This is a genomic window from Enterococcus sp. AMC1251, assembly GCF_058216535.1.
On sequence record NZ_CM177098.1, the window covers coordinates 3,351,598 to 3,365,305 of the forward strand.

General features: G+C 32.4%; 14 protein-coding genes. 1 reads left to right on the forward strand and 13 read right to left on the reverse strand.

All coding sequences use genetic code 11. The features are described 5' to 3' along the window. Positions 1–93 precede the first annotated feature (93 nt). From AC4BBR_RS15840 to glmU, 3 genes are all read right to left on the reverse strand, one after another. On the reverse strand, positions 94–417 hold the full coding sequence (locus AC4BBR_RS15840; RefSeq protein WP_490460432.1) for a hypothetical protein: 324 nt from the start codon (positions 415–417) through the stop codon (positions 94–96). 63 nt (positions 418–480) lie between these two features. Further along, complete coding sequence (locus AC4BBR_RS15845; protein WP_490460433.1) at positions 481–702, reverse strand: hypothetical protein; 222 nt, start codon at positions 700–702, stop codon at positions 481–483. 271 nt (positions 703–973) lie between these two features. Then, positions 974–2,356 (reverse strand): bifunctional UDP-N-acetylglucosamine diphosphorylase/glucosamine-1-phosphate N-acetyltransferase GlmU, encoded by a 1,383-nt coding sequence (gene glmU, locus AC4BBR_RS15850; protein WP_490460434.1) that lies wholly within the window; start codon positions 2,354–2,356, stop codon positions 974–976. A 317-nt stretch (positions 2,357–2,673) separates the two neighbouring features. On the opposite strand from glmU, the gene AC4BBR_RS15855 reads away from it, so the two are divergent. Then, the gene (locus AC4BBR_RS15855) at positions 2,674–3,321 is read left to right on the forward strand and encodes a FusB/FusC family EF-G-binding protein (protein WP_490460435.1); all 648 of its coding nucleotides are present in this window, start codon (positions 2,674–2,676) and stop codon (positions 3,319–3,321) included. Positions 3,322–3,774: 453 nt separating this feature from the next. Here AC4BBR_RS15855 and AC4BBR_RS15860 read toward each other — a convergent pair whose 3' ends face one another. From AC4BBR_RS15860 to AC4BBR_RS15905, 10 genes are all read right to left on the reverse strand, one after another. Next, complete coding sequence (locus tag AC4BBR_RS15860) at positions 3,775–4,266, reverse strand: thioredoxin family protein (protein ID WP_490460436.1); 492 nt, start codon at positions 4,264–4,266, stop codon at positions 3,775–3,777. Next, positions 4,267–4,680, reverse strand: coding sequence for a thioredoxin family protein (locus AC4BBR_RS15865; RefSeq protein WP_490460437.1), 414 nt, complete (start codon positions 4,678–4,680; stop codon positions 4,267–4,269). Between the two features lie 10 nt (positions 4,681–4,690). Then, complete coding sequence (locus AC4BBR_RS15870; protein WP_490460438.1) at positions 4,691–6,772, reverse strand: ATP-binding cassette domain-containing protein; 2,082 nt, start codon at positions 6,770–6,772, stop codon at positions 4,691–4,693. 19 nt (positions 6,773–6,791) lie between these two features. Continuing rightward, positions 6,792–7,547 (reverse strand): LytR/AlgR family response regulator transcription factor, encoded by a 756-nt coding sequence (locus AC4BBR_RS15875; protein ID WP_490460439.1) that lies wholly within the window; start codon positions 7,545–7,547, stop codon positions 6,792–6,794. After that, the gene (locus tag AC4BBR_RS15880; RefSeq protein ID WP_490460440.1) at positions 7,547–8,734 is read right to left on the reverse strand and encodes an ABC transporter permease; all 1,188 of its coding nucleotides are present in this window, start codon (positions 8,732–8,734) and stop codon (positions 7,547–7,549) included. Before AC4BBR_RS15880 ends, AC4BBR_RS15875 begins: the two co-directional genes overlap by 1 nt. 3 nt (positions 8,735–8,737) lie before the next feature. Next, complete coding sequence (locus AC4BBR_RS15885; RefSeq protein WP_490460441.1) at positions 8,738–9,418, reverse strand: ABC transporter ATP-binding protein; 681 nt, start codon at positions 9,416–9,418, stop codon at positions 8,738–8,740. Beyond that, positions 9,415–10,467, reverse strand: a complete 1,053-nt coding sequence (locus AC4BBR_RS15890; RefSeq protein WP_490460442.1) for an efflux RND transporter periplasmic adaptor subunit — start codon at positions 10,465–10,467, stop codon at positions 9,415–9,417. Before AC4BBR_RS15890 ends, AC4BBR_RS15885 begins: the two co-directional genes overlap by 4 nt. A 313-nt stretch (positions 10,468–10,780) precedes the next feature. Beyond that, entirely contained in the window at positions 10,781–12,142 is a 1,362-nt protein-coding gene (locus tag AC4BBR_RS15895; RefSeq protein WP_490460443.1) for a sensor histidine kinase, read from the reverse strand. Positions 12,143–12,249: 107 nt separating this feature from the next. Then, positions 12,250–12,462: a hypothetical protein gene (locus AC4BBR_RS15900; RefSeq protein ID WP_490460444.1), complete on the reverse strand. Its 213-nt coding sequence runs from the start codon at positions 12,460–12,462 to the stop codon at positions 12,250–12,252. A 1-nt stretch (position 12,463) separates the two neighbouring features. Then, positions 12,464–13,024: a hypothetical protein gene (locus AC4BBR_RS15905; RefSeq protein ID WP_490460445.1), complete on the reverse strand. Its 561-nt coding sequence runs from the start codon at positions 13,022–13,024 to the stop codon at positions 12,464–12,466. Between the last annotated feature and the right edge of the window lie 684 nt (positions 13,025–13,708).

Genomic DNA, 13,708 nt, shown 5'->3' on the forward strand with positions numbered 1-13,708 from the left:
GTCCTAAAGCACTATGTTTTGAATACTTCGGAAATAAGCTGAAATTGCTGTGATTCTTGGCAATTTTCGTGAGTTCCCTCTTATTTTTCGGAGCTAAACGCTTTTGTCGCGGCCTTTTTTATCTTGTAAAACCTCCAAATGTGCTGATTTTTTCTGTTGTTTTTGTTGTTGATAAAGGATGCTTCTTTTTGCTGCTTCATGAAATTCCATCATTTCTTGCATCTGATTAATTACCACAAATGTTCCTGTCAATATTTCCGTCATTTGATGATTAACCTCGTCAATTTGTTTCATCATACGCTTTACTTCAAGAGGTTTATCTGGATTTTCTGCCATAATTTGTTTCGTCAAGTGTGGTCGAATTTCTTTCCAATGTTCTTCAATTATAGTAGGAGAAAAACGTTCTTCTTTTTTCATACATTCACGTTCCTTCTTGTTGTTTTCTCTGTACGTCTATTTCTTTCTAAAAATTGACAAAGATTAGTTTAAACGATCCATAATTTTTTGTTTGAACTCATTGATATAAATAGTGACGTCTATATCATTACGCTCAATATATCTCCAAAGAACTGCCCCCCAAAGAATCAAATTCCCCAATACTAAAAACGTAATAATCCGTTTATTTCTTGCGGAAATATAAGATTCCCGCCACTTAGGATCATTCCGTCGTTTTCTTAAAAATTCATAAGTATGATAGGCCATAAGTTCACTCCTTTTTACGATAAAACCATTAATAAAACTGCTCCAAGAGTCTCAATCTTTCCAGCGAAATGAATTAGCAGAATTGCCCCCTTAGGTTACACTTAGAACTAATTATGGCACAAAAACCAAACATTTGCTATGAAAAACAAGTACACATTTTTAATTATAGTAGGATTAGCAGAAACATTGAGACACTCTAACTATAGCAATTATATGAATAAACTAAAAAAAATGAATGCCAAATCCTCAGCATCCATCTTCTTTATATCTCTTATTTCTCGTTATTCATATAAGGCATGTTCTTCCCATATCCTTCTTTATTCACCTGTCTTGCCCGAGCAATCGCCAAGTCAAATTCTGCCACATCCTCTGTGATCGTAGAACCTGCAGCGATTACGGAATTCGCTGCAACATTCACAGGTGCAATCAAACTTGTTGATGAGCCGATAAATGCATGGTCTCCAACTGTTGTACGATGTTTGTCTTTTCCATCATAATTAACGAAAACTACACCGCAGCCAACATTGATGTCTTTCCCTAAGTCTGCATCACCAACATACGTCAAATGCCCCACTTTAGTATCTTCTGCCACAGTCGCATTCTTGATTTCGACAAAATTACCGACGTGAACCCGTTCACCAATCTCGGCTTTTGGACGGATATGAGCAAACGGACCTACATCTGCATCTTTACGAATAATACTTTCTTCGATAACTGATTGTGTGATTTTGACATTATCTTCGATCACACTATCAACGATTTCAGAATGCGCCCCGATAAAGCAATCATCGCCAATCACAGTTTTTCCTTTTAAATGAACACTTGCTTCAATCACCGTATCTGAACCAATCACGACACCTTCATCAATGTACGTTGAATCAGAATCAACAAATGACACACCCTTTCGCATATGCATTGTATTCAAACGACGGTACATGATTTTATTGGCCTCGGCCAGAGCAACACGGTCATTGATCCCCATTGCTTCTTCAAAATCAGCCATCTGGTATGCAGCAATTGTCTTGCCTTCTTTTTTTAGGATTTCAATAATATCCGTTAAATAATATTCTCCTTGCGCATTATTCGTATTGATTTTAGATAACGCATTAAATAACGCTTCATTGTCAAAGCAAAATGTTCCAGTGTTGATTTCCTGAACACGAGCTTCTTGTTCAGATGCATCTTTTTGCTCTACAATTTTTTCAACAATCCCCACATGATCTCGAATAATTCGACCATAACCTGTTGGATCTGTGGCATGAGCTGTCAAAATTGTTGCACTCGCATTTTTTCCTTGATGATAGTCAAACAGATTCGCTAATGTTTCAGCAGTTAAAAGTGGTGTATCTCCTGTAATGACAAGCGTTGTTCCTTGTTTTCCAGCTAAATGTGATTTAGCTTGCAATACGGCATGTCCCGTTCCTAATTGTTCTGCTTGTAAAGCATATTGGCTACGTTCACCCAAATGGCTTTTGATTGCTTCTGCACCATGACCTACAATCGTCACAACTTCATTTGGATTCGTTTTTTCTACTTGATCCATGATGTGTTCTACCATTGGTTTTCCAGCGACAGGATGTAACACTTTATAAAGTTTTGATTTCATGCGTGTTCCTTTACCGGCAGCGAGGATGATGACATATCTATTTTCCAATTGCTTCACTCCTAAGATTTGTTTTATTTTCAATAGTTTCTTTCGATTTAAAATAGCGCCATGTTTTAGTTTAGCTTACTCTTTACGGTTTTTCAACTGAACCAATTGCTTTTTTGCTATACCAATTTATAATTTTACGTGTTTGCGTTATAATAAAGAGAAATTATGTTAGCGGGGTGATAATATGATACCAATTCAAAAACACGTATCTCAATCAAAAGCCCATTCAGGTTTGAAATAATAAAGTGCTTTGGTTGTTGAAGGATTGCCTTTACGCAAAGTATTTTATCACTTGAATGATAGAGAGGAAGTCCATTATGACAAAACAAATACAGCCATATCAATTTAATTTTATTAGAAAACAAGCCAATGTTTTGCTACAAGCTCATTTATCTGTAAATGATAAAAATACAATCAAAACATTACAAGCGATCATTCTTGAGAAAATCAATGAACAGTTTGGTGCAGATAAAGATCAGTTACAGCCTTTATTAGATGGATTCTTAGAAGCAGCGACTTCTAAGCCACGACTAGAACAGTATTTAGACGGGTTAAAAGAAGTGGTTATTCCGTTTGATCCGCCTTCAAAACAACAGCTGACAAAGCTCTTTAAAAAGACGAAGAAATTGAAAATCCCAGAGTGGGAAGCAATGAATTTGCGTGATTATACCTTTTATAGCTGGAATGATAGTGGGAAACAACAGAAATTTATTATCGCTTCAATCGATGGACAGCTAGTTGGTGTTTCCGGAACGATTGCTCCTACGACTCAAAAAGGCATCTGCCCGATTTGCCATGAAACGTCAGAAGTTTCGATGTTTCTGTCTAAAGTGAAAGAATCTGGTGATGGGATGTATACCAAGCGCGGGAATTATATTTGCTATGACAGTGAGAAATGTAATTATAATATAGAGCGTAGAGAAGAGTTAGAAGCGTTCGTTCAGAATGTGGAGTTTATGAAATAGTACAGAAAATAGAAACAAGTTAGAAATGAAATTTCATTTCTAACTTGTTTCTATTTTCTTGAACGAATAAGGTTGGGACAATAACGTTTAGCTCCGAGAACCAAGTAGTTACTGTTCTACATCAGCTCGTACCTCGCTTTGTTTCACAGCAATTTCAGCTTATTTCCGAAGCCTTCAAAACTTAGTGCTTTAGGACTTAGAGAGTAACGGAAGCAACGTGTCTTTCAGACACCTTGTATTGTGCATCATCGAATCACTTTGTTCTTCGTAATTTACAACAATGTGATAGGAGCGTAGCGTAGTAGCTGCTTTTGAACTACCATTTATTCGATTTAGAGTGTGAGGCAAAAGTGCTTTCTATTTTTGTCTCACACTCATTCATATTTATTATCACTTTGTTACTCAATATTCACACAAGAGTATCTCCTATTAATGGTCTTGTATGAATTTTTGTCATAGGTCGGTTAAGAATTTTTCAAATGCTTTTATGTCCGAGCCTTTTTCCGGAGTCCAACTTACTTGATTCACTACTTTTCCTTGTCTAAATGTTGCTAATGTAGGTGTATAGGGCAGTTCGTAATGCTCCACATACTTTTCCCACAATTTTTTATCTTTTTTTAACTCACTAACGTTTAAATACAATACTCTGTCGTTCAATTTCTTTTCGTTCATTATTCTTATTAATTCAGGTTCGAATTTTGTACAATCACTACAGGATGGTCGTCCAATATAAACAACTAGATCTTCCTCATCCCGTATCTTCTTTTCAAATGATGAAAAAGTGACAGAATTTAACACGTTATAAATTTCTGGATATTGTTCTTTCTCAATGTTTAACTCATTTACCTTAGTCTCCACTTGCTTTTTCAACAGAAAACTATAAAAAAGTGTTGCACACAACCCAATCAACAATAAACATGTCACTAGTCGTTCTATCTTTTTCATCTACTCACTCCATTTTTTTATGACCTTCCTCACTTCTTGTTCTCCTAGTGCATTTTCATACCTATCCACACTACCTTGCTTAAAACTTAACAACGTTGGGGTTACATACAAATTATAGGCCGTTGCAATTTCCTCTGTTGACTGTTTATCTGCATCTAAAGAGTAGATCTTTACATTAAAATCCGTTGCAACTTTCTCTAGAATAGGAGAGAACACACGACAAGCCTTACAATCCTTAGAACTATAAAGTAAAATCATATTTTCTTTTTTCTCAATTCGATCTGTTGCTTCTTTTCCTGTTATTTCTTCAAAACTATATATGTTATCGGATGTTGTTGCTTTTTTATACATAGCAAATGCAGAAAGAATCATTAAAATGACTATACCTGTAACAATCCACTGTTTTTGATTCATCTTTTAGCTCCTAACCTAATGTATATATACAATCACAATTTTCTATAACATTTTTATTATGTGTTACTAAAATGATTATTTTACTTTCTTTTTTTGCTATAAATGATAGAATCTCCATAAATTTGTTTTCTGATTCTTCATCTAAATTTCCAGTAGGTTCATCAAATATATAAATATCTGCCTCTCTATTTAGAGTTCGTAATAAAAGTAATTTTTGTTTTTGACCTTGTGAAAGATTGGTACCTGACGACGTTACAAGATAATTTTCTTCTAACTCTAGTCCAATATCTTTTTTAAAGCGAATCGTTTTATGTTGGTTAGCAACCATTAGCTCTTCATCCATAAAGAGATTGAACAACGCATTGTTTCTAATTGTTTGTTGGTAAACATCCATCTCTGTACTATATATAGAAATATACTCATCAATATTGGTTTCACTTAAATTTTGGTATGCTACTTTTTTGTTAATATAAAATGTACCTTTTTGGTTTTTTAAAAGTCCACTTATTAATTTTATCAACGTTGTTTTACCTGAACCATTAGCTCCTACAATGCCATATATCTGACCTGCTTGAAATTCAAAAGACTTTTTTTCTAATATTGACTTTTCTTCATAAGAAAATGACAAGTTTTCAATTCGTATGTTTTGTATGCTTGAACTGTCAATTTCATATATTTTTTTGCTTACTTTGTCTCTGAAATCATTTCTACTTTCAATATACTCAATTGCATCTCTGCTTTTTACATACTGAAGATAGCTAGAAAATACTGTATTTAATCCACTCGTAGCAATATACAAAACGTATATACCACTCCCGATCGCACTAAGCATAGCTAGTTCTCCATTCATATACAAATAGCAATATAGGCAAAAGAAGCTTAGTAACATTAATATTCTAGCAATTTCCATTAATGCGGTTGTTTCTATTTCTCTTTCGCTAACGTATAACGTACTTTCAAAATAGTCATTCATCCTTTTTTTAAAGTTTTCTTTTACCTCCTCTTCTTTATTAAATGCATGAATATCTAAAGTTGTACGAATCGACTCTTCAAAGCTGCCTGAGAATGCATTTGAAGATGCAATAAATAGCTTATATCCTTTTCTAACTTCAGCTACATACGGCATTACAACTATGCTGAAAATAAGTACCCACGTTAATAACAACATTGATAAAAATAGACTGTATTTTGCCAAAATAATAATTAAGAGGGCTGTAAAAAGAAGATTGATATATAGATAAAATTTTTCCAGTAAGCCTTTGACAGCAATGATGATATTCCAAAAATAGGCAGTTAAATTGTTCATATTTTTTCTTGCTTCAATATCTTGTAACTTATTATCAAAATACAAGGTTAGAATTTTCTCTTCGATTTTATTGTTTAATTCAATTTTGAATTTGGTATTAAATTTCATCATCACAAAATATAAACTACTCATGCAAATAAAAAATACGCTTATATACGCTAAAAATAAGCCATCAACCTTGTCCAAATAGTTCCCTAAAATAAACTCTGTAATATAAGTTATAACAATTGGTATAGTCAAACTGGTAATTAACAAACAAATCGCCACTATTTTTTTATACAAAGAGATATCTTTGATCGATTCTTTGACAATGAGTTCTGGATAACTAGGATTATCTAGCTTTTGTACAACTTCTGTCACTTCACTAATACAAATCGCAAAACCCATAAATCTTTTTTTGATGTCCATGATTTTTTCAATTTCAATAGTTCCTTTTGACGGATCAGATATAGTAATGTTATCACCGTCCATATGATGAATCACACAATAATGAGGCATCCCCTCGTTTTTTATCATAATAATAGATGGATATTTCTGTAATGATAGCTCTTCGAAATCAGCTACTTCATACGAATCAGCTATTACCCCATATTGTTTAAAAATGTCTTGAATATCTTGTAGTGTTAAACCCTGGATAGCTTTCTGTGATTTTCTTTGATCAAAAACTTGTTGCATTTGTTCAGCTAGATTACTATTTTTCAAATTTAATTGTTGCAATATAGTTTGTACAACCGCTATTCCGCAATCACTTGATTCATTTTGCATTACATGCGCATACCTTTTCATTTTCCCCTCCTAAAACAACTCATTTTTCCAAAATAGAAAATACACTTTTCTTTTTTCTAATAGGAACATACACATCTAAACCATTAGACATTGTAATTCTTCCAGCCACTTTATCGTAGCTAACGATTTTATCTGAATTGATTAGATAACTTCTATGAAAGTTCAAAAAATTATCAGGTAATTCTTTTTTCAAACTTGCTAAACTTCTTGATAAATTTAGTACTTGCGTATCACTATACATTCTAATTTTATGATTTCCTATTGTTTCAAAAGCAATGATGCTATCTATCTGGATTCTCTTTTTTTCATGATAAAAATCTAACTCAATTATTTCTTTACTAGGTTCTTCTAGTGAATTGACTTGTTTTACTAATGCTCTGAGACATTCAACAAAACTATTTAACATGTTTTCATAGCTATCTTTTAAAATAAAATCAAATGCCATTACTTTATATTTAAACGTCAAATAACTCATTTCTGCATGTGTTGTAACAAAACAGATAAACGCACTAGGATTTTTCTCTCTAATTTTTACCGCTAGAGATAACCCATTCAAGTTAGGTAATTCTAAATCAATATCTAAAAAATAAACATCCTTACTCATTGAAGTGGGACTATATTCTAAGATTTCTAATGGGTTAGTTGTTACATTGTAAAATTCTAAGTCTGAATCTACTACTGACTTAGCATATGATAATGCTTTCTTTATTTGTTTCAATTCAATTTCTTTATCATCACAAATATGAATATTAATCATTTTTTCACCTTTTTTCATTATTTGACTAGTTGCACTATGTCTTTCTCAGTGGCAGATTTTGATGGAAAATAACTAAAAATCACACCTATAAATACTGAAATCACTACAGCTAAAATTGCAGTGAATATATCTGGTACAAAGGTAAAACTCATAAGCATACTAATTAATTTGGCTAACAAGAGCCCTATTATATACCCAAATAATCCACCTAATAAGGTTAACGTGAGCCCTTCTAATAAAAACTGTATCTGAATTGCCTTTTCTGTTGCGCCCATTGCACGTCTAACACCAATTTCTTTTGTTCTTTCAGATACTGAAGTATAGATCATGTTCATTACGCCTACTCCTGAAATAAATAATGAGATTGCACCTACGAATGAAATCAATAATGTCAAACTTTGAAACATAGTGCTTAAAGAATCAACCATTCCAGCGCTACTTGCGTTTGAATATTCTCCTAATTTTTTCACCGCACCTTCACTACTCATAAGTTCAACCGCTTTTTGTCCAATAAGTGTACTAGAATATTTATTAGATAACGTAATCGTTAAGTTTTTTGGAGAGCTGTCTTTCCAATAATAGTGGTATGTACTCGCTGGAATTTCCATTAAACTACTTTCTGAATAATTTCCTTCATAAATACCTACTATTTCAACTGTTTCCATCCCTATTTTCAACGCTCTTCCTATAAGCGACTCACTATTTTTATCAATTTGAGTGGCTACAACTGATGATAGAATGACTACCTTATTACGATTGACTAAATCGCTTTTAGTTAAAGTTCGACCATATTTAACTTCTCTTCCTTTTGAAGGAACTAATCTCATTTTTGTTGATTTTGAATACTCTTTCAAAATGACATTTTGAGTTCTAAATGTTTTTTCAATATCCTCTTTTTCATAGTTTACATTAATAACTCCAGCGATATTTTTAATTTTTTCAATATCACCCAGACTAAAAAAGCGAATATTACTATTTTCAACACTTTCATCTTTTGGATTAAAACTGATAGTTGTTTGGATAGTATTCTCGTCACTGCTTGGCAACATTTTTTCAGTTTGAAATTTTTCGTAACCACGCCCTACACTAACAATAGTGATCACTGCTGCGGTTCCAATCACAAGCCCCAACATCGTTAACAAGCTCCTCCGTGCATTCTTTTTTACGGATTTTAAAGCAGTTTCCCAAATCATTAAAAACTTCATAAGTTAGTTCACCACCTCTTGATCTAAAATTTTCCCATCTCTTACTTCTATGATCCGATTACAATAAGCCGCAGCTTCTGCATCATGAGTTACCATAAGAATCGTTACCCCTTGCTCTTCATTTAACTTTTTAAATAAATTCAAAATCTCTTCTGAGGTATGTGTATCCAAAGCTCCTGTAGGCTCATCCGCTACAATAAAACTGGGATTATTGATCAATGCACGTGCAATAGCGACTCGCTGTTGTTGCCCGCCCGATAGCTGCTTAGGAAACTTATCTGCTTTATCTGGTATACCAACAAGAGTCAACATATTCATAATTTTTTCTTTTGATTCTTTGTGGGAATATCCTCCATATAGAAGTGGTAGCTCAACATTCTCATAAACAGTATTATTTCCAATTAAATTAAACGATTGAAAAATGAACCCAACTGTTTCATTTCTAATTTTAGATAAATACTTATCAGAATATTGATAGACATCATCGTTACTAAACAAGTAATCTCCTAAAAAATCACCATCTAAAAAACTAATTGTATTCATTAATGATGATTTACCTGAGCCTGATGGACCAACAATTGCGGTAAACTCGCCTTTTTGAATCGTTAAATTTACCTTTCTCAATACCCAAAGTTTTTCATCACCTATTTCATAATACTTTTCAACATTATTTAATTGGATCATTTTACATTCACATCCATATTATCTTTCACTCCCTTAGGGTTTTCAATAACCTTCTCTCCTAATTGTAGTCCTTCGGTAATTCGTGTGTAGCCATCCAATGCTTCTACCTTAACGTTTGTTTTGCTCGCTTTTCCTTTTATATATTTAAAAACATATTTTTGACCTTTATCATCGAGTACTGCTTGATCAGGAACATTGACTTCGTTTTGAGGTATTTTCACTTGAACAGAATATCCTAATGGTATAGCTTCATTCAATGTAGCCTGTACCTTATAATTAGAGACCACAGTATCTTCTGATATTGGGATAGAGCCTACAAAATTAATTTTGCCAGAGACTTTTTTTGATTGGTTCGTATACGATATCGTTACTTCTTGATCAGCTTTCAGTTTTTCGACATCGTATTCTGTAACTGTAGTATCTATCAAAAGATCATTACTATAGAGCACTATTACAGGTCTACTATTATCATTTTTAGCCGTCTCGTCTATCTTTGCTTTTCCATCGAAGTTTGCAGTAACAACTGTTTCTGCTGTATTTTCTAAAGTTGATATTTGTGCATTGATATCCGTGAGTTGATCTCTATAGCTTGTCAAACTAGTTTCAAGTGAATTTATCTCTGTTTCAGCATTTTGTTTATTTGCGTCGTTGCTTTCATTTTTGGCTTTTGTTAATTTTTCATTCGCTAGAAATAAATCATTTTCTAAATTTGCAATATTTGTTGTGTATTGAGCCTGTAATGCTTGCTTTTCTTTTAATGAGTTTTGATTACTTTGACTTGAATATGTAAGCAAGACATCTCCAGCTTTAACTTGAACACCGTTCGTCACATTGACTTTCGTAATTTCTCCCAAAATTGAATTATATGAGACTCTTTGTTCAGCTTTTGAAACAACTTTTCCAGAAAGAGTCAAATCCTCTGGTTTTTTTATTGTATACGTTGTCCATTGTGCTACAGCTTTACTTTTTGTATTTTTTACTACAACAAAAACTGCTAGTATCAATACTATGGCTATTCCTATTAAAATTATTACTGCTTTTTTTCTCATAATTATCCGTTTCCTCTCCCTGCATTATGTCTATAAATAAATTATAGCCAAGCACTGTTAACTAAAGTGGCTAGATACTCAATTGGGTTCTTTCTACTACCTTAAAAATCAAAATATTTTTTTTTGCGCATTTAAGTATACCTAAATGTTTTTTCGGTGCTCATAGATTTTAAACTGCTAGCTGATATTGCCTAAATCTACTAATAAGCAATGTATCAAAGTCTAGGTCGAAAAAGTCGTAAAAAAAGAACTTAGCGATACAATCATTTATCGTATCCACTCAGTTCTTAATTGTTAAGTAGCTTCCTATCACTCATACATTCGGAAAAATAATTGTCTGTCTAAATTTGGATTGTTCCAGAGTAGTATCTAGTTCTATCAAAGGATAGTTTTCTAATAATTCAAAGACATTTGTCAATCCAATGCCTCTATCTTTTCCTTTACTGGAAACGCCATACTCGAAGAAATTTTTAGTTGTTAAGGTCGTTAACAACGTTGTATTTTCTATGATTATCAATATGTGCTTGTTCAACATAATAAATGCGATTCTAATCTCTGGAGTTTCACATTCTAAACTTGCTTCGATGGCATTATCCAATAAATTTCCAATAATTCTTGTCAAATCAACAATATCTATTGGTAAACTGGATATTTTATCCTCAACTTCTATGCTTATATTTATGGATTTCTGTGTTGCTTGAATAAGCTTTGCTATTAGCAAACCTTTTAACTCAATAATTTTTATTTTCTTCAACTTAGATAAGTGAACGGTTTTTAATGATGTATCTTTTTCTAGTTTTAAAATATCTTTATAATATTTGCGTAATCCTGATATATCTGCATCGCCATTTTGAAGATATCCCCCAATGGCTATAACTAAGTTTTTATAGTCATGATGAATCTTTTGAATATCTGTTTGCATAGATTCCATAGCATCTATATAATTTTCAAGTTGTATTTCTTTCTCTTGTTGTTCTTTTATCTTTCTAGTTGATAAACGATCCCTTAGAATAACTGTACCAATAAAAATTGTTATCATAACAAATATAATAAACAGCAATAATGATGATTGTAGCATGGATTGCTCAGCTGTGTTTCCAACACTTCCATCCATTATAATTTCAGTTTTCATCAAATTGGGTAATACAATATCGTACATATATAATCCCAGTAAAGATAAAAATAATAGACAAAATAGTAATGTTCGTTGCTTTATTTTGCTAAAATAATTAAGTATTTTGACATTGACAAAAACACAAGCAAACATGAAAAAACTAACGATCATAACAATTGCTACATGAATAAGTAATGAATAACTTTGAAGTATCGAAACGACAAGTTTACTCACTAATAACCAACTTCCTATAACTTCGCAATGAACAATTAAGATGGATTCTAACCAATTATCAATTCGTTTATTTTCAAGTAAATACCACATAGTCAAAAAACACAACGTGATAATTGAATATAGGCTAATCGCTGACAAAGCGATCCCACCACTTGAAAAAAAATATGGTACTAGCAGATTAGCATACAGGATGTATAATACAAAAGAAGATATCCCAGCTAACACACATACTTTTTTAATATTCTTATTTAGAAATAAATATACGGGAAAGATAAACAACGCAACACTGAAAAATAAATCGATCCCCATTAAAAAAAATGACAACAAACAACCTACTCCTATTCTAAAAAATAACTATTATGAAAAGTTGAAGGTCTATCTAATAGAATTGATGTTGGTTATTCTAATAAAATTAACTGCTAGTTTCTTAATTATTATTCGACAACTTCTACTTTAGCACCATTTTTTTCTGCTTCTTCAATCATCTTCTGCATTTCTTGATCACCAACAATTTTACCATCTTTTGGAATCTCACCAACTTTACTATATAAATACCAGCTCACTCCGCCACCTATCAACATAACTATTATACCAACAGATAGTAAGATTTTCCAAGCTTTTTTAGCTATATTATTTTTTCCTTTCATTTTAGTTTCCCTCCAGCTCTTTCATTTTACCTATAATTCCGTCGACGATTGTACCCAATAACACAGGATTGTATTCATTCTTATGTTGTAGATCAAAGAGTGTTATTCTTTTGTCATGGATAACCGCAACATTCATGTCCTTCTTCACATTATTTTCGCTAAGCCAAGCTTTATTATCAGGATTTGTCACGTCAACAATATAATAGCTTAAATCCCGCTCTTCACAAATTTCTTTTACAGTATCCAATAGTAATTTATAATCTTGATTCTTAGGATCTACAACTAAACCTATTGCTGTTTCACCAGTTTGTTTCAACTTATCCATTTCAGATCCAGAAATGTCAGTTTGATTTTGTTCTTTCCTTGTTGTCTGTTTACTACTTGTTTCTGTATTTTCTTTAGAAGCGGATGTCTCTAATGGTTCAGAGCTATTTGGTTTACTATTACTCGTTTGGCTACTTGCTTCTTTTTGATTATTTGCCTGCTCTTCTTTCTGTGTACATGCAGAAAGTGAAGAAGCGACTGCAAAAATGACTGTTAGTATGTATAGTTTTCTTTTCATCTTTTTCCATATCCTTTCCATATTCCATATAATGTTGGTTACTCTTTTTAATTTATAAAATCAAAAAGAGTAGATCTACAAAGTAGCTACCCTTTTTTTATGCGTAATTTCTTTTTGATTAAGCGATACGCACACAACGCAACCAAGTTGATGTCACCCACCAACAATACCAAACTGCTCCAGCAGCTTTTGAACTTGCTTCGTTCTTTGTAAGTTTACGCATTAAATATCACCTCTTATATAGTATTTACAAGAACAATCTCTTGTCTAAACTTAGTCTAATCGAACTTTTGAACGGATAGTTCATAAGTACCTGAATGGCTAACAATTCATACTTAAATAACCGTTTAAAGGTTGTGTACTAACAAATAAGTATACCTGAACGCGCTTCTAGTTTTTACTAGATTATTTTACATTTAAAGGCTTTTTTATGTATGCAAGAGAGAAGAAAACTTAGTATCCAATGCAAGTAAAACTCAAAAAATTCGACCTCTTTTGTCAAACTTGTCCTTGTTTCTACCCAATTTTGACAATTCAAATTCTTTCACAATATTCTATTGATTATTCTAACTTCTTTAAGTTAAAATAAATTTACAGCATAAATTAAAAAAAGGCGCCCTGTCAGAAGACGGTAATCTTCTAAACAGAGCCCTTTATTATCAACCTAAACTAATAATAAAAGTT